The organism is Capsulimonas corticalis (assembly GCF_003574315.2).
GTDB lineage: Bacteria > Armatimonadota > Armatimonadia > Armatimonadales > Capsulimonadaceae > Capsulimonas > Capsulimonas corticalis.
The window spans coordinates 6,783,553-6,800,889 of sequence record NZ_AP025739.1; the positions used below are offsets into that span (position 1 = coordinate 6,783,553).

Genomic DNA, 17,337 nt, shown 5'->3' on the forward strand with positions numbered 1-17,337 from the left:
TCGGCGAAGATGACCTGTGGGGCCGGGGGCATCTTCGTGGCTTCGCCAAAGTTAAGGCCGGGGCGCATCTTCAGGACGTTCAGTATTCTCCGCGGCTGAGCGCGCGGTCGTAATGGAACAGATCGCGGACGGCTTCGGGAGTATTCTCTCGCGTCAGGAAATTCGTCCATGTCATGAACCATGTCCAGAGCGGCTGCGCGTCCAGGATCTCCGGCGTGGGAAGCCCACCGACTTCGCCGAGCGCCACCGGGCGTCCCTCGGCGAGGTCCAGCAAAGTTTCGTACGATTCCGATGTGTATTCACTGCGATAGATATCGGTGGCGAGGATATCGACGTAATCATGTCCGGGATAGCAATCGGCGTAGGGCAAGTTCTGTGCTCCAAGGCCGTTCGCATTCCAGACCCAGATCAAGTTATCCAGGTGATGCACATTGACAAGGCGATTGTAAAGCTGCCGGTACAGCGCGGCGTAGCCCTCCGGACCGCCGCGCGCCCCCCACCAGAACCAGGCGCCGTTCATCTCATGGTAGGGACGCCACAGGGCGGGAATATCGGCGTCGCGCAGCTGCGTCAAAAATCCGGTGATCGCATCGACATGGCGTGTCCAGCGCTGATAAGTTTCCGTTCCAGGCGTCAGCAAATCGATCCAGTCAGCGTCGTCCAGCTTGCCCCGGCAGATACTGCCGTCGAAGGTGACGGGCTCATCCTCGGTGGGACGGACCGCGTGCCACATCAGCGTAATAATGGAGCCGGCGGCGTACTGGAGCCTGGCCTCCTCGACGATCGCGGGACGGAAGTTGACGCCGTCCATATCGCCGTCTTCCGAAAAGCCGAAGTCCTGACCCCAAACAGCGGGATACCGGCCGGTGATCGCTTCCGCTTCATCGCTGTACTGCGACATCTCGCGCGGGGTATTGTGCTGGCCGGTCAAAATCCGCCGGCCGGAGATCGAATACAGATATTGGAGAAGCTGGCGAGCCTTCGCCGAAGCGGCGGGATTCACCGGCTCGCGAGGCGTCACAATCGGAGAAAGGATGTCTTGAGTGATCATAAGGGTTTATCTTTTGAGTCCGAAACGCGGGGCGCCGTTTTGTTCAGCGCCGTGAATAAAACATGGAATAAGATAGCACGATGACGTCATTATGTCAATTATTTTCTGCAAAACCATCATCCATTAATCATTTTCAGAAAATTTTAGCAATAACCCCGAACGATCGAATCTCCGCCGTCCGGATTCTTGAAAAAGCGCCCGAATCGCCGTTCGATTTCGGTATAATGCGTGTTGCTCCCACGCGCCGTTTTGACCATACCTGGACGCTTACCCTATGCAAGTCACTCTCGAAGCCATTTCCGACGATTTGAACGCCCTGCGCCGCGCCGCCCTGCTGCCGTCGCTGGAGGCGGGACTGAACGAAGACCAGATGCGGGCCCTTCATCATGGCGAAGGCCCGGCGCTCGTGCTTGCCGGCGCGGGATCCGGCAAGACGACGGTTTTGACTCGCCGCATCGCGCTGCTGCTCGCGGAAGGCGTCCCGGCGGAAAGCATCTTCGTCGCCACGTTTACCAAAAAGGCGGCGGACCAGATGGGCGAGCGATTGGCCGCGCTGCTGGGCGAAGGCGGCGAGGCGATCATCGAAAAGCTGTGGATCGGGACGTTTCACGCCCACTGTCTGCGTCTTCTGAAAAGCGAGTTCACCACGCTCTACGGCAAGCAAGCCGGATTCTTCCAGATCGCCGATGAGAACTGGCAGGTGCGGGTCGCCAAGGCGATCCTCGGCGATAAAGATTGGATGGGGCGCGGGCTCCCCTCCCCGCCCTTCGGCCTGAACGTCGCCTTCGACCCCAAAAGCGCGCTTTCGGCGGTCTCCGCCGTCAAGAATCGGGGCTTCAAAGTCACCGAGGCGGAGCGGGCGTTCCGCGAGCACGAGCCGAACTGGGGCGACGGAACGATTCAAACTTTGTGCAAGTTTTGGCGCTGTTACGAACAGGCGAAGCTGGCGAAATTCGACATCCTCGCCAAGAAACCCTCACGCCGTCTGGACTTCGACGACCTGCTGGTGGAAACGCTGGAGCTGCTCCAGGAGCAGCCGGAGATCCGGGCGAAGTATCAGGCGAAGTTCCAGTATCTTTTGATCGATGAAACTCAGGATACATCCGCCGTCCAATGGGAGATCGCGCGAATCCTGAGCGCCGTCCACCGCAATCTCTTTATCGTCGGCGACGTCGGTCAGGCGATCTATAGCTTCCGGGGCTGTTCGCCCGAAGCGACGGTCGGGCAGTTCGCGTCGGCGTTTCCCAATGGCGATATCATTCGCCTGCCGGCGAACTATCGCAGCTCGGCCACGATCGTTCGGGTCGCGAATGAGCTGATCGGCAACTCGGGGATGGACAGCCGGTATCGCCTGGAGATGGCCTCCACGCGCGACCACGGCGCGGAGCCGGTCACGCTGGAGCATGAAGACGCCGAGGGGGAAGCGAAGCACGTCGCCGAGTCGCTGAAGGCGCACAAAGATTCCGGCGAGTCGCTCAAAGACTGCGCCGTACTGTTCCGCACCAACGCGTATTCGCGCGCTTTGGAAGAGGCGTTTGTCGCGAACGGCGTGCCGTATGTGCTGGAAGGCGCGCTGGGGTTCTATGGACGCAAAGAAGTGCGGGATCTGGTCGCGTTCCTGCAGCTGAGCGTCGAACGCGACAGTCCCGCCGCTGACGAAGCCGTCAAGCGCGTCATCAACGTCGCCTCCAAATCCTACGGCAAGCCCACCCACTATCTCGGCGGCGCGTTCATCGCCGAACTGGAGACTCAGGCGGCGCGCCACGGCTGGTCTCTCTATAAGACTTTGACCAACGGCCAGTTCAAGACCTGGCAGGGCCTCGCCGTACGCGACTTCCGCGAGATGGTGAAACAAGTGGCGCAGGCGGGCGAGAGCGCCGAAGCGAGGATGCGCAAGGCGCGGGAGATCGGCTATGACGACTGGCTGCTGCGTGAGGAAGGCCACGTCGAGGACGAGGGCAACTCCCGCCTGGACAACTTAGAGGAGCTGTGCGTCTCATGCGCCGCGTTCCCCACGGCTCAGGACTTCCTGAACTTCGTCGCCGCTCAGAACAAAGCGACCGAGAATGTGGAGGCGGGCGACGCCGTGGAGATGATGACGATCCACCGCGCCAAGGGCCTGGAATGGCCGATCGTCTTCGTCGTCGGCTTCGCCTTCGGCATGATCCCTCACCACCGAAGTCTGCGCTGGTTCGACGAGGAAAAGACACAGCTTCAAGGGGACAGCATCGAAGAAGAACGCCGCCTGGCGTATGTCGCGATCACCCGCGCCAAAGAACACGTCACCCTCAGCTGGCCGCTCCAGCACCAGACCCGCGTCCTCTCCCGATCGCCGTTCTTAAAAGAAATGGTTTCGCTGCTCGCGATGCCGGAGCGTGTGGTGAAAAAGGTCGAGACAGAGGACGCCGAAGAGACGGCTTGATCTTTGTTGAACGCTCGCCTCTGGCCATACAAGTGAAGCTTGTGGGACACGGAGCCGAGCGTTTTCAACAATAATCAGCAGCAATTCTATGCCGATCGCCCGATGGGCGCCGTACTTTCCCGCACCACCAGCTCCGGCTGCAAGAGCTGCCGCATCTCCACGCTTTCTTTCCCGTCGATAACACGCGCCAAGGTCCTCGCCGCAGCGGCGCCCATGGCGGCGAGCGGCTGGCGGATCGTTGTCAGCGCCGGCGTGACGAGCGCGGCCGACGGCGCGTCGTCGTAACCGATGATGGAAAGATCGCCGGGAACTCGCAAGCCCATATCCTTGGCGGCGCGCAGCGCGGCCACCGCGATATTGTCGTTGGCGGCGAACAGCGCCGTCGGGCGTTCAGGGCGCTCCAGCAGCGCGGCGCAGGCCTCCGCCGCTCCGCCGCCGTCGTAGTCGGCGGAACGGATCGCATCGGCGGGCATTTCCAGCCCACGCGCCGCCATCTCCGTCAGAAAGCCGCCCAGCCGGTGCCGCGTGCTCACATGGTTCTCGTTGCCCTGGATATAGGCGATCCGGCGATGCCCCAGATCGGCGAGATGCGCGACCGCGAGCGATGCTCCCATGCGGTCGTCCACATCCACCGAAGGCACGCCCGCAACTTCGATAGCGGAGACCGTCACCAGCGGCACGGACAGCGAGGAAAGCGCGGCCAGTATATCGGAATCCGTCGGCGGGACGATCAGCAAAAGTCCATCCGTGCGACGATCCCGAAAGACCGGCGACGATTCGCGCGCCCCGCGCCAGTGGTGCGTATACAGCGTCACATTCTGCTGCGCCTCTTCGGCCGCGGCGAGGATTCCCTGCATAATCCCCAGGATATAGCTATTCGTCGCGATCTCGCTCGCCGACACCAACGCGGAGACCACGCCGATCGTATCGGTGCGCCGCCGCACGAGCGCCTGCGCGGTGGTATTCGGGTAGTAATTGAGATCCTGCGCCGCCCGCAGCACCTTTTCGCGCACAGCGGCGCTGACGGGGCGATTGGCGTTGGTAAGGACGTTCGAGACCGTGGAAATAGCGACGCCGCTGGCGCGCGCGACATCATGAATCGTAACCATAGGGTTATCATAGCGGACGCAGGGAAGCGTTGTCAATTTTTGAGTAAAACTGGCGACCGTGATGAACGAAAAAAGCGCGCTGGAAGGAAGTTTCCAGCGCGCCAAAGCCAAACCGACGGATCAAGCCGTTAGAAAGGCGAGAAGTCGTGTGTGCTGAGCACCGATCCCGCCGACGTCAGCACACGGAGCCGTCCGCTTCCCGTGGCGCTGGTCCACAGAATACGCAGATTGCCGTCCGCGCCCACGCCCAGATCACGCGCCGTCCAGCCCGCATCCACGCCCAGATCCAGATGGTTCACCAGCGTGTTTTGCGAGTTGTAGGCGTCCAGCGTCGTGGCGCCCGTGGTTCCCGCCCAGAGCAGCCAGGTGACATTGTTCGGATCCACCGTGGTCGCCACGAGCTGACGGGTATGGTTCACACGCAGCGAGAGAGCGCTCTGGTAAACGGCTGAAGACGAAAGACGCCACAGCGCCACATCATCCCCCGGCTGCTTCCAGCCCACCGTCAGCGCATTGTCGGCGCCAGCAGCAATAACCGCGTCACTGATCCCCGTGAAGGGACCGAAACGCACGTCGCTCGTGTAATCTCCCGCCGCCGACATCTGCCAGATCGCCCAGCTCTTGTCATAGCGCCTCCAGAGCAGACGAGGCAGTCCATTGCCGCCCACAGCCACGCCTTTGACCCCCCAACCGTCATACGGCCCAAACTGCGATTTCTGGACCACTCCACCTCGCACATTCACGCCAAGCACTGTCGCCGAGTTCGGTGTGCTAAACAGAAGCGTACTCATGCCCGAAGGAGCTGTTACAATTCCACGCGCGGTTCCCAATCCGGAGCCCAAATAACCGCGCCACTGCTCATCGCCTGACAGAGACAAAAATGAAAGCACCGCTTGTCCGTCGGCACGCCCCCACAATAAGCGTGTCTCGTTGTCCGCGCCGACGGAAATATGGATGGGAATACAGGAGTAGCGTGTGCTAACACGACCATCCGCCGTTAGAGTGTTGAAAGAGCCGTCTGGATTGACCGCCCGGTCTTTCGCCATCCAAAACATCGAAGGGGCATCTAAACTTGCAAGAGACCGACCACTTAAACTCGCGTTCAGCAGATAGTTCTGTCCCGTATTGGGATTTATGAAAATACTTGGGTTGCGCGTATATGGGCCAACTGCGGTTTCGAAAGCAGGTTCGTTTTGAAATGACGGATAAAACTCATCATAGTCCTGAACATACTGCGTAACTCCAAAGCCGATCTGCCTCAAATTAGCCGTATCGGCCGCACCGGGATCTGAAGCAGTTGGAGCAGGAGTAACATGTCCATCAGCATAACCAATTGTTTTTACTCCATTAGAGTGTGCAATGGCATCTTGCATCACAATCGTTGTAGTAGGACTCGCGATGGAGGGGAAGGCCACATAGCTCAGACTCGCATTAAACACGTAAGGCTGCCCAGTGGCGGGGCAAATGAACATACGAGCACTCGTTACATACGGCATTAATGCCGTCTTTGCGTGATCCGGCGAGTCCAGCAATGGATAACGTTCGTCGTTATCCTGCACATATTGCAGGACCGCAAGGGAAATCGCCTTGACATGGTCTACACAGAGCTGGTCTGGATCGCCTGCCTCAACGCCGCCTTGCTCGACATGTCCGTCGAGGAAACCCACTGTGGATTTATGGCTGGGGTGCGGCGCGGCGTCCTGGAAGACGATCGTTGTATCTTCCGTCGCTCGATATTCGAAAATGCTGTGTCCGCTGATTGCGGGGTTTGGAACGTACGCAAGATGTGTTGCGGGGCAGGTGAAAGCGGACGTACGCCCGACATACGGCAGTAAGGCCGCCTGAAAATGCGCTTGTGTGTCGGTCGCGGGAAGAAATCCGTCCCAGTCCTGAGCATACTGCGCCACCGCCAGCGCAAGCGGCTTGGCGTTTGCCAAACACGCATCATCAGGCGCGAAGCCCGGCGATGGCGATGGCGTCAATCCTTTCGCCAGCACGGGCGCCAAGATCGCCGTAACGATCGCTCCGGCGGCGATCACGGCGGCGTTGCGAAACAGTTTTTCCATAGGGGGCCCTTTAATCATCTTTGATTCTACACACAGTCGGATTGAGAGCAACCTTGGCGCATCAGCGGATGGTTAGAATCCGCTGATGCGCGAGGGAGATTAAAAGGCAGCGAAGTCGTGCGTGCTGAACACCGATCCCGCCGGCGTCAGCACACGGAGCCGTCCGCTTCCCGTGGCGCTGGTCCACAGAATACGCAGATTGCCGTCCGCGCCGACGCCCAGATCACGCGCCGTCCAGCCCGCATCCACGCCCAGATCCAGATGGTTCACCAGCGTGTTTTGCGAGTTGTAGGCGTCCAGCGTCGTGGTGCCCGTAGTTCCCGCCCAGAGCAGCCAGGTGACATTGTTCGGATCCACCGTGGTCGCCACGAGCTGACGGGTATGGTTCACACGCAGCGAGAGAGCGCTCTGGTAAACGGCTGAAGACGAAAGACGCCACAGCGCCACATCATCCCCCGGCTGCTTCCAGCCCACCGTCAGCGCATTGTCGGCGCCAGCAGCAATAACCGCGTCACTGATCCCCGTGAAAGGACCGAAACGCACGTCGCTCGTATAATCTCCCGCCGCCGACATCTGCCAGATCGCCCAGCTCTTGTCATAGCGGCTCCACAGCAGACGAGGCAACCCGTTACCGCCCACGGCAACACCCTTAGCCTGCCAGCCAGCGTAAGGCCCAAACTGTGATTTCTGCACTACGTTGCCCCGTGCGTTGATGCCAAGCACCGTTGCTGAGCTTGGCGAGCTAAACAAGAGCGTGCTCATTCCCGAAGGAGCAGTCACAATTCCACGCGCGGTTCCCAGCCCCGCACCCAAATAACCGCGCCATTGTTCATCGCCCGTCGGCGAGAGGAAGGAAAGCACAGCTTGCCCGTCGCCACGCCCCCAGAGTAAACGCGTGTCGTTGTCTGCGCCAACGGAAATATGGGTGGGAATACTGGAGTAACGTGTAAGAACATGAGCATCCGCCATCAGAGTATTGAAAGAGCCATCCGGGTTAACCGATCGGTCTTTCGCCAGCCATGTTTGTGCAGGACTGGCAATATTCCCATAAAAAACACCGCTGAGAGCGCTGTTATAGACATAGTACTCACCAGTATTGGGATTCGTAAAGACCGTTGGGTCGACAACATATGGCAGAACCAGCGTCTCGATTGTCGGCTCACTGGTCAGCGGCGGGAGCTTCTCATCGTAATCCTGAGTATATTGCAGCAGACCTAAACCCAGCCGTCTCATATTCTTAGCATCGGCGTCGCCTGGACTGGTTGGCGTAGGCGCCGGTGTAACATGGCCGTCTGCGTAACCGATCGTGGTGACTCCGTCGGAATGCGTCACCGAATCCTGAACAACGACGACGGCGCCTGGGTGAGCGATCGAAGTGTAGTTGACATAGCTAAGGTTCGAATTGAATTTATACGGGGCGCCGGTCGAAGGACATGTAAATAAGCTGCTGTCTTTTGCGTATGGCATCAAAGCCGCTTGCGCATGGCTTGCGGTATCCAGCAAAGGATACTGCAAGTCATTGTCCTGTACATATTCCAGCATCGCAAGACTGAGCTGCCTGATCTGGGATCCGCAAGCAATATCAGGATTACTATCGGCTGTCACACCGCCTTGCTCGACATGCCCGTCAAGGAATGTGACGGTGGATTTGTGATTGGCGTGCGACGCCGTATCCTGAAATACAGCAACGGTTCGCGGCGTATTGAACTCGGCCAGCGAGTGACCGCCTATCGCCGGATTGGGCTGATACGCCAGATGAGTCGCCGGACATATGAACGCGGACTTATTGGCGAGATACGGAGAAACCGCCGTTTGAAAATGCGAGATTGTATCGGTCGGCGGAAGTGTTTCGTCATTATCTTGCAGGTATTGCTCGACCGCAACAAATAAAAGGCGAGAGTTGCCGACACACGCATCGTCAGGCGCGAAGCCTGGAGCGGGGGTCGGGGTCAGCCCTTTCGCCAGCACTGGCGCCAGGATCGCCGTGACGATTGCTCCAGCGGCGATCACGGCGGCGTTGCGAAACAGTTTTTCCATAAGGGGTCCTTTGGTCGGCTTTGATCCTGTGCTCGGTCAAATAAGGGTGGGGGCGTGTTTACCTGTTTCCTAGTATACCGCTGGGACGGAGTCTCTGAACCGAGAAGTGGGTAACCTTAATGAAGATTTAACATAAAATCTCACTAAGCGAGAAACAAAGGATTTCGTTTGGACCGTGATGAAACTTAGGGTTTAGGGAACCGTCCTGAAAGGATTGACCGAGATATGTCTAAATTACCGATTGCATTGCAGCTATACACGGTTCGCGACGAGACCGCGAAGGATTTCGCGGGGACGCTGAAGAAGGTGGCCGAGATCGGCTTTGCCGGAGTGGAGCTGGCCGGACGCGGAGATCTGTCCGTCCAGGCGCTGCGCTCGCTGCTCGACGACAACAACTTGAAGGTCGCCGGCAGCCACGTCAGCATTGACGAGCTGGAAAAAGATATCGCCAAGGTGATCGATGAGAATCTGTCACTGGGCAACGCCTATGTCATCGTTCCGTACCTGGGCGAAGATCGCCGCGCGGACGGCGCGGCTTACAAAACGATCGCGGCGAAGCTGGGCGAACTGGGCGAGACGCTGCGGACGCATGGCCTGACGCTCGCCTATCACAACCATGACTTCGAATTCCAGAAGTTCGACGGCGAATATGGCCTCGACCTGATCTTCGACAACACAAACGCACAGGTTGTGAAGGCGGAGATCGATACCTGCTGGGTATTCGCCGCCGGCGTGGATCCCGTTGCGTATCTCCAGAAGTTCCATGGACGCGCGCCGCTGCTGCATATCAAGGACTGGAAGCAGTCCGAGAAAGCGCTGACCGAAGTGGGAACCGGCGATCTGCCGCTGGCTGGCATCCTCGCCGCCGCCACGGAAATTGGGACCGAATGGCTGATCGTCGAGCACGACGCGCCGACGATCCCGTCACTGGAGTCCGCGAAGATTTCTTTCGAGAATCTCAAGGCGCGCCAGTAATCCCGGAGCAAATGCAGGAACGGCCGACGCCCTGCATTTCGACAACATGGCTTAAACAGCCGAACACCAGTGCGCTGAGGGCGCGGGATCTATCCCGCGCCCTTTTTATCATTCGATCACCTTCTTATGCTATCGCCATCAACCCGAGGAGCTTCATGAAATCCGCACGCGCCTTTGCGATCCCCTACGCCTTCACGCTGCTTTCCCTTGTTTCCGTTCTGGCGCCGGTTTCTGGCTGCCGCGCCGACACGCCGAGCGCGGCGGCCGCCAAGCCGGCGGAGTCGGACGCCGTCAAAAAAGCGCGCGAACAAGTGCGTCTGCATCCGAAGGATATTCAAGCGCATTTGGCGCTCGGCGATGCGCTGTTTGAAAACGGGGATTACCCGGGAGCGAAGGCCGCGCTGCAAATTGCGGTCAAGGTCGATCCGAAGAGCTATCAGGCGCACTTCAACCTGGCTACCATCGACTATTTCATTAACGACTATGATGGGACGATTACGGAAGGTCGCGAGGCGCTGCGGCTTGATCCGAACTCCGCGGACGCCCACAACATTATCGGCGTCGCGCTCGGCGAACTCGGCCGTTACGAGGAGGAGATCCCGGAGGTCCGGGCGGCGATTCGTCTCGACGCCAACCACGCCGCCGCGCATCACAATCTCGGCATGGCGCTGCTGCGCACGGGAAAGCTGGTGGAGTCGCTGTATGAGCTGCGCGAAGCCGTCCGTCTTTCCCCCAAAGATCCGGATTATCTGGCCCATCTGGGACTTTGTCTGGCGGACAATGAGAAGTACGACGAGGCGGTAAAATCCTATCAGAGCTCCCTCGCCATCGCTCCCAAAAACTCAGAGAATCACAATTACCTGGGCGTTTCCCTGTACAAATTAGGAAAATTGGACGCGGCGATTGCGGAGTATTTAGAATCCGTGCGACTGGATCCATCGAATGCCGTCGCGTATCAAAACCTGGGCCTTGCCTACAGCGACCAGGGCGCTTACGATAAGGCGATCCCCATGCTGCGCAAGGCGGCCGCGCTGCCGCCCGACGATCCGGACACGCATCTGCTGCTCGGAACGGCGCTGATCAAGACGGGGAAAACGGACGAAGGCCGCGCGGAGTGGACGAAGGTGTTGACGATGGGAAACGCCGACGCGAAAAAGAAGGCGCAGGACCTGCTGGACGCGCATCCGCAATAGCCGCGCTTCGGCGCCAATGATTGATGGATGGGACTATGCGCCGTCCGAACGGTCCCCGCTTTGCGCCGCGTCGAGATACTCGTCAAATTCCTCGCCCAGGCTTTCCCCGGTTTCGCGCTGGACGGCGTCGGCCCAGGCGCGCATGGCGGCGGGATCCGAAGGATCGTCCGCCGGCGCATCGGACGGCGCGCGGCCGCGCACGAATTGGCTGACGCGGCGCTCGCCCCGGTCCGCGCCGCATCGGGGACAGACGGGGCTGTCGGCGGCGGCGGTCATTCCGACCAAAATCGTGTAGCGCGCCCGGCATCCGGCGCAGATCAGTTCGTAGAGCGGCATGGAACGAAACTATTGCGCCGCTCCGTACAGGGATTCCTCTTTTGTTGACTTGCCGCCGCGTCCTAGGTAAAATAGCCAACGGTCTCGCGGCCGGTCGGTCCAAATTTTGCCGCGCGACATGAGATTCTATGCCAAGCTCCCTATCGTCGATCCCGCCTCCAGGCGATGACAGTCCTGAGCTGCCGCCGCCTCCGAAATACCACAGCGCCGTGGGAGGCATTCGGCAGCTAATCTTCGGCCGGTCGCTTCCCACATCGGGCGCCGGACACCAGCGTCTTCCCAAATATTTAGCGCTGCCGATCTTTTCCAGCGACGCGCTGAGCTCCAACGCTTACGCCACCGAGGCCATCCTCTGGGTCCTGCTCCAGCTCGGCTCGGGTCAGCTCGGCGCTCTTCCCTACGCGCTTCCCATCTCCGTGGGAATCTGTCTGCTGCTGTTTGTCGTCGTTCTTTCCTATCAGCAGATTATTCAGGCGTATCCAGACGGCGGCGGCGCTTATCCCGTCTCGCGCGACAATCTGGGAGTGCTCGCGGCGCTCGTCGCCGGAGCTTCTTTGCTGGTGGACTATGTGCTCACGGTGGCGGTGTCGGTGGCGGCGGGCGTGGCGGCCGTCATTACGATCCTGCCGGCGATGCACACACACCTCGTCGGCATTTGTCTCTTCACGATTTTCCTGATTACGATCGCCAATCTGCGCGGCGTGCGAGAAACAGGCGGCGTCTTCGCGATACCGACTTACGTCTTTGTATTCTCGATCATTGCGACGATCATCGCCGGCGTCTTCGCCATCGCCACGCACCAACCCTACGCGCACAAAGTCCTTGCTCAAGGGCACTTAGTCAACGGACAGCTTGTGCCGTTTCAGACGGTCGGCATCTATCTGCTGCTGCGCGCTTTCAGTCAGGGCTGTACGGCGCTGACGGGCGTCGAAGCCATCTCCAACACCGTCCCGCTCTTCGAAAAGCCGCAGGAAAAGAACGCCATCGCCACAATGCGGATCATGGCGCTTCTTGCCGTCGTGATGTTCTTTGGATTGACTTACGTCGCGCAGCAGTTCGGAATTTCGGCGATGGATCAGCACGATCCGCATTATCGCAGCGTCGTCGGCATGGTGGCGGACGCCGCCTGGCCCTCGTCCCTGCACTGGATGTTCGGCGTGGTCCAGTGGTCCACCGCGCTGGTCCTGGCTCTGGCGGCGAACACAGCGTTCGCGGGCTTCCCCCAGCTTGCCTCCATGCTCGCGCGAGACAACTATCTGCCGCGACAGCTCGCGAACTTCGGCGACCGCCTCGCGTTCTCGAACGGGATTATCATTCTGGCCGTCGCGGCGGCGGCGCTGATCTATCTGTTCAAGGGAATCGTCGACGATCTGCTGGCGCTGTACGCCATTGGCGTTTTCACCAGCTTCACGCTGGCTCAAGTCGGGATGGTGCTGCGCTGGATTCGCCTGCGCACTCCCGGATGGCAGCTCAGTTTGTTCTTCAACGCCCTTGGCGCTCTCGCGACGGGCGCGGTGACGATCATTATTGGAGTCTCCAAATTCGCCGACGGCGCGATCATCAGCTCGCACTTCCACTTCGGCCCCTACTATCCACACTACGGCGCATGGCTCGTGATCGTGCTCGTACCGATCATGGTGCTGACATTCTACAAGATCAATCGGCATTACGAAATGCTCAAGCAGGAACTCGCGCTCGATAACTTCAAGCCCGTCATTCCCAGCCGCAATGTCGTCCTCGTGCTCGTGCCGCGTCTGCACCGGGGAATCGTGGAAGCCATCGCCTACGCTCGCGTTGTGAGCGAGGACGCGCGCGCCGTCTATATTGAGACGAGCCCCGAGAACACGAAGCGGCTGAAGGAAGAATGGGACCAGTGGTCCGGCGGAATGCCCCTGGTGATTATCGAGTCGCCCTATCGATCGCTGATCGGGCCGATGCTCCGGTATATCGAAGCGGTGCAGAGCGAGCGGACCGACGATGTCGTCACCGTCGTGGTGCCCGAATTGGTGACGCGCAAATGGTGGCACCGGATCCTGCACAATCAGGCCGGCCCCCTGCTGCGCTTCGCCCTTTCCAGCCGCCGCGACGTTATCGTCACCAGCGTTCGGTACTTCCTGGAACAATAGAAAAATAACCCAAAGAATGCTTGTTGACACCAGCCCGGATGTGTGGTTAAATAAGCTATTCCACACACAAAGGAGGTACATGAATTTGGATCATAGTTTACAGGGCGGTGGCGAGGGTTAGACCCTTTTAACCTTCGGGATCGTGCAGCCTCCGGGTGAACCGTCACTCGCTGGTCATGAATGGCGTCCCGCGCCATCGTCCCACCATAGGTAGCAGCGACAGCGAGGTGTTTCGTGGACCGCCGTGAGGCGGGACGCGTATAGCCTCGCTGTCCTATTGAGTCCCCTCATCGTTTGATTTTCATTTCCCAACACCCCATTAGGATGGCTGAGTGAACACCCAACTTTTGATTCCCACGCCGGAGCCGCGCATTGCGCGCTTCGAGACGCTTGCCTACGGCATGTTTATCCATTGGGGCCTGTATTCGCAGATGGGACGCGGCGAGTGGGTTCAGAACTTCGAACAGATCTCCGTTTCGGAGTACGCCAAGCTCCAGGACACGTTCACGGCGCGCGACTTCGACGCCCGCGCCATCGCGAAGCTGGCGCGCGAGGCGGGCATGAAGTACATCACGCTCACGACTCGCCACCACGAAGGGTTTTCGCTTTACGACACCCGAGGGCTGAACGACTTCGATGCGCCGCACTCGCCGGCCGGACGCGATCTTGTCGCCGAATTTGTGGAAGGATGCCGCGCCGAAGGGATCATCCCATTCTTCTACCACACGACGCTGGACTGGCGGTGGGACTCGGCCAACTGCTCGGCGGAAAAGTTCGACGAATACCTCGACTACCTGAACGCCTCCGTCGAAACGCTCTGCGCGAACTATGGAGAAATCGGCGGACTGTGGTTCGACGGCAACTGGTCTCGTCCGGGCGCCGACTGGAAAGAAGACCGGATGTACGCCACCATCCGCCGGCATCAGCCCGAGGCGATGATCATCAACAATACGGGGCTGGACGCGCGCGGCGCCCTTGGCAACCCCGAGCTGGATTCGACCACCTTTGAACAGGGCCTTCCCACACAGCCGGATCGCCGGGGCTGGCCTAAGTACGTCTCCGTGGAGATGTGCCAGACGATGAATACGCACTGGGGCGTCGGCGCGAACGATTTCGATTATCTCTCGCCCGGCAAAGTCATTCAGAACCTGTCGGCGTGCCGCAAAGCCGGCGCGAACTATCTGCTGAATGTCGGCCCGACGGCGACGGGAGCCATCCCCGAATACGAAACCGCGACGCTGCGGCGCGCCGGCGACTGGGTGAAGATCAACGGCGACTCGATCTATGAGACGAAGCCCACGGACATTCGCTGCCAGGGCCGCGACTTCGTCCTGCGAAATGGAGACAAACTCTACTATTTCGCCCACGATCTCGGACGGATCGGCGACGCGCATGTTACCTTTGAAGGCGGCTCCGCCGGTCCCCGCGCTTTGAGCAACTTCTCCTCGCCGATCAAGAGCGCCAAGTGGATGGACAGCGGCGAAGATCTCTCCTGGGCGCAAAACACGGAGACGAAAATCGCGGCGCTGAACTGCACCGGTTATCCCTACGGCTCGAATTTGGTCGTGCGAGTCGCCGAGATCGAATTGGGATAGTTAGCGCGGGCTATGTATTCCAATAGGCGCGTCCCAGGGTACGGTCGAATGAGCGCGTATAATTCCCGCAAGACTAGCAAAACGAAACATTCTTTACAAAAATCGGCTTGACATATTCTGGCGATTGTGTTAGAGTAAAACGTTCTACACCTGTTCACTACAATCCGAAAACCAACCTGCTTGGAGGCGCAATTCCATGAAATCCCCGGCCCGCGGCGTTACGGCGGCCGCGGTGGCGCTAGCCGCCGCCCTTAGCCTCACTGTAATCGGACCGCACCGCGCTTACGCAGCCCCAATTCAGGGCCACGAAGATAGCAACTTAGCAGTCACTGTTCTCAGCCCCACCCCTCGCACCAGCTTCAGCGGCGAAAAGCCGGTCGAGATTTCCGCTTTTTACCAAGGCTCCGCCACCAACCAGATCACCGCCGTTGAACTGTTTGTGGACGGCGTCAGCGCTTTCACCAAGCACCTGGACGCTCCGGAAGAGCGCGGCGTCATTTCCTTCCTGGTCGACGCTTCGCAGCTGACCGGCGGCACGCACCGGATCGTGATCCGCGCGATCGCCGCCGACGCCGAAGTGGTTTCCGCCAAGAGCTCGTTCATTTTTGTCGGCGACGACCAGAACGCAAGCCCGCGCATCGCCGCCCCGGCCCAGGCTTCCCCCGACGCCCTTCCCCAGCTGAGCTACATGAGCCCGGCCCCGGAAGAGAAGGTCCAGGGAACCGTCAAGATCCAGCTCGACGCCTCCGACGCCAGCGGCAAAGCGCCGTATGTCTCGGTGTTTGTCGACAATGTCTTCAAGACGCTGCGCAACTATCCGCCGTATGAGTACGACTGGGACACCACGGAGTACACGAACGGCTACCACACGATCCAGTCCTTCGGCTACAACGAATCCGACAAGCTCGGACCGGCCAAGACCCTGCGTGTGTATGTCAACAACCCCGGCGGCCGCACCGCGATCCGCACGGACCTCAAGGACGGCGGCGCCAAGCAGCCGGCCGCTCCGAAGACGACCGACGCCCGCCCGCTCGACAACCGCGTGACGGCCGCCGCGAAGCCGAAGACAATCGCTCCGCTTCCGGTCGCCACACAGCCGCTGCCGCGCAAGAAGACGAGCATCCGTCCCGCCGCTCCGGCGACTCTGGCGCTGGGCGCCGTCAAGTGCGCTCCGTCCACGTCGCAGACGCTGGTCGCCAAGCGCTTCGATCTGTCGTCCTCCTCCGTGGACGCGGATCTGGCGAGCCCGTTCGTTCCAGACGCTCCGGCCGCGACGAAGGTCAAGACTTCGGGCCTGTCCCGCCGCCCGCAGCTCCCTGCGGTGAAGAAGCTGTCCGGCCCGTCGATCGCCTCCGGCGCGACGCGCCGCTCGCAGCATGATGTGATGCTCGCCAAGCGTCAGGATCTCTTCGATCAGACCGGCGGCGCTTCGCTCGGCTCCCAGCTCTCCGACCCGTTCCTGCCCGAGACGACCACGCCCCGGGTAAAGCCCGCGACGCCGGTCTCCGGCTTCAAGCCCAAGCCCGCGCCGGACTCCTCGATCGCCGCTCAGCCGGCGGTGAAGGCTCCGTCGGTCGCAAGCGCCGGTAAGGTCACCCCGCTGAAGGCCGCTCCGACCGTCCAGATCATCCACGTGAACGCAGGCGTCGCCGCAACGGCCGCGTCTCCGTACCTCGCCGCTCCGGCGGTCGCCGCTCATCCGGCGCACGTGAATGTCGCGGCCGCGCATCCCGCCGCCGAGCCGAAGGCCGTCAAGCCGATCCTAGCCGCCCCCAAGGCCGTCAAGGTCGTCGTGACGCAGGCGAAGGTGAACAAGGCCGTTCTGGTTCAGCCGAAGGCCGTCAAGCCGGTCCTGGCCGCCGCCCATCCGCTCACCCAGGCGAAAACCGCGAAGCTTCAGCTCGTGGAGACGCCGATCCAGGTGAAGATGGCCGCCGTGCAGACCTCGGTCCCGATGGTGAAGAAGATCATCGTGCACGTCGCCGCTCCGAAGCACATCCGGATCCACACCGGCGCCACGAGCTCCACGCGCAGCCTGCTGAACGCCAAGGGTCAGACCTCGGTCCTGTTCAACAGCACTGTCGTCCGCCTCGACCGCCCGCTGGCCGCGCACGGCGATATCCTGTTCAGCCCGTTCCGGCAGATCTTCGAGTACCAGGGCGGCAAGCTGACCTGGGAGCGCGGAACCGGCACGGTTCACGCCGTGAGCGAATCCAAGGACATCACCCTGAAGATCGGCAACCGGACCGCGACGATCAACGACGCCAAGACGGTGATGCCCAGCGCCCCCTATCTGGCCGAAGGCCGGACCATGGTCCCGCTGGCGTTCCTGTCGACCGCGATGGACGTCAAGGTTCAGTACGATCAGGCCACCGGTCACCTGCTGGTTACCAGCAAGTAAGATCGCTGCATTGGCAAGTAACAAAA

General features: G+C 60.4%; 11 protein-coding genes. 6 read left to right on the top strand and 5 right to left on the bottom strand.

Translation table 11 applies throughout. The annotated features are described in order from the left end of the window. Positions 1–79: 79 nt before the first annotated feature. Positions 80–1,051, bottom strand: a complete 972-nt coding sequence (locus tag D5261_RS29460) for a glycosyl hydrolase (protein ID WP_119322888.1) — start codon at positions 1,049–1,051, stop codon at positions 80–82. Positions 1,052–1,325: 274 nt separating this feature from the next. Between D5261_RS29460 and D5261_RS29465 the strand changes: the two genes are divergently transcribed. Beyond that, positions 1,326–3,473, top strand: a complete 2,148-nt coding sequence (locus tag D5261_RS29465) for an ATP-dependent helicase (RefSeq protein WP_119322887.1) — start codon at positions 1,326–1,328, stop codon at positions 3,471–3,473. 86 nt (positions 3,474–3,559) lie between these two features. Here the strand turns inward: D5261_RS29465 and D5261_RS29470 are convergent, their stop codons facing one another. The 3 genes from D5261_RS29470 to D5261_RS29480 form a co-directional block, all read right to left on the bottom strand. Continuing rightward, positions 3,560–4,582, bottom strand: coding sequence for a LacI family DNA-binding transcriptional regulator (locus D5261_RS29470; protein ID WP_119322886.1), 1,023 nt, complete (start codon positions 4,580–4,582; stop codon positions 3,560–3,562). A 128-nt stretch (positions 4,583–4,710) separates the two neighbouring features. Continuing rightward, positions 4,711–6,648, bottom strand: a complete 1,938-nt coding sequence (locus tag D5261_RS29475) for a hypothetical protein (RefSeq protein WP_125206129.1) — start codon at positions 6,646–6,648, stop codon at positions 4,711–4,713. 99 nt (positions 6,649–6,747) lie between these two features. After that, on the bottom strand, positions 6,748–8,685 hold the full coding sequence (locus D5261_RS29480; protein WP_119322882.1) for a hypothetical protein: 1,938 nt from the start codon (positions 8,683–8,685) through the stop codon (positions 6,748–6,750). 225 nt (positions 8,686–8,910) lie between these two features. On the opposite strand from D5261_RS29480, the gene D5261_RS29485 reads away from it, so the two are divergent. After that, positions 8,911–9,660, top strand: coding sequence for a sugar phosphate isomerase/epimerase family protein (locus D5261_RS29485; RefSeq protein ID WP_119322881.1), 750 nt, complete (start codon positions 8,911–8,913; stop codon positions 9,658–9,660). A gap of 155 nt (positions 9,661–9,815) precedes the next feature. Then, entirely contained in the window at positions 9,816–10,853 is a 1,038-nt protein-coding gene (locus D5261_RS29490) for a tetratricopeptide repeat protein (protein WP_165864391.1), read from the top strand. A 33-nt stretch (positions 10,854–10,886) separates the two neighbouring features. Here D5261_RS29490 and D5261_RS29495 read toward each other — a convergent pair whose 3' ends face one another. Next, a complete protein-coding gene (locus D5261_RS29495) occupies positions 10,887–11,189 on the bottom strand; it encodes an FmdB family zinc ribbon protein (RefSeq protein ID WP_119322879.1) in 303 nt (100 codons plus the stop codon). Between the two features lie 128 nt (positions 11,190–11,317). Between D5261_RS29495 and D5261_RS29500 the strand changes: the two genes are divergently transcribed. The 3 genes from D5261_RS29500 (at position 11,318) to D5261_RS29510 (ending at position 17,311) form a co-directional block, all read left to right on the top strand. Next, positions 11,318–13,315, top strand: coding sequence for an APC family permease (locus tag D5261_RS29500; protein WP_119322878.1), 1,998 nt, complete (start codon positions 11,318–11,320; stop codon positions 13,313–13,315). A gap of 332 nt (positions 13,316–13,647) precedes the next feature. Beyond that, positions 13,648–14,910 carry an alpha-L-fucosidase gene (locus D5261_RS29505; protein WP_218025673.1) on the top strand — a complete coding sequence of 421 codons (1,263 nt, stop codon included), beginning with the start codon at positions 13,648–13,650 and terminating at the stop codon, positions 14,908–14,910. Between the two features lie 196 nt (positions 14,911–15,106). Beyond that, positions 15,107–17,311: a stalk domain-containing protein gene (locus tag D5261_RS29510; RefSeq protein ID WP_119322877.1), complete on the top strand. Its 2,205-nt coding sequence runs from the start codon at positions 15,107–15,109 to the stop codon at positions 17,309–17,311. Positions 17,312–17,337: the final 26 nt, after the last annotated feature.

Bases quoted from the DNA above. Each gene is read 5' to 3' on its own strand.
- D5261_RS29460 (WP_119322888.1), bottom strand. From the start codon at position 1,051: ATGATCACTCAAGACATCCTTTCTCCGATTGTGACGCCTCGCGAGCCG.
- D5261_RS29465 (WP_119322887.1), top strand. From the start codon at position 1,326: ATGCAAGTCACTCTCGAAGCCATTTCCGACGATTTGAACGCCCTGCGC.
- D5261_RS29470 (WP_119322886.1), bottom strand. From the start codon at position 4,582: ATGGTTACGATTCATGATGTCGCGCGCGCCAGCGGCGTCGCTATTTCC.
- D5261_RS29475 (WP_125206129.1), bottom strand. From the start codon at position 6,648: ATGGAAAAACTGTTTCGCAACGCCGCCGTGATCGCCGCCGGAGCGATC.
- D5261_RS29480 (WP_119322882.1), bottom strand. From the start codon at position 8,685: ATGGAAAAACTGTTTCGCAACGCCGCCGTGATCGCCGCTGGAGCAATC.
- D5261_RS29485 (WP_119322881.1), top strand. From the start codon at position 8,911: ATGTCTAAATTACCGATTGCATTGCAGCTATACACGGTTCGCGACGAG.
- D5261_RS29490 (WP_165864391.1), top strand. From the start codon at position 9,816: ATGAAATCCGCACGCGCCTTTGCGATCCCCTACGCCTTCACGCTGCTT.
- D5261_RS29495 (WP_119322879.1), bottom strand. From the start codon at position 11,189: ATGCCGCTCTACGAACTGATCTGCGCCGGATGCCGGGCGCGCTACACG.
- D5261_RS29500 (WP_119322878.1), top strand. From the start codon at position 11,318: ATGCCAAGCTCCCTATCGTCGATCCCGCCTCCAGGCGATGACAGTCCT.
- D5261_RS29510 (WP_119322877.1), top strand. From the start codon at position 15,107: ATGAAATCCCCGGCCCGCGGCGTTACGGCGGCCGCGGTGGCGCTAGCC.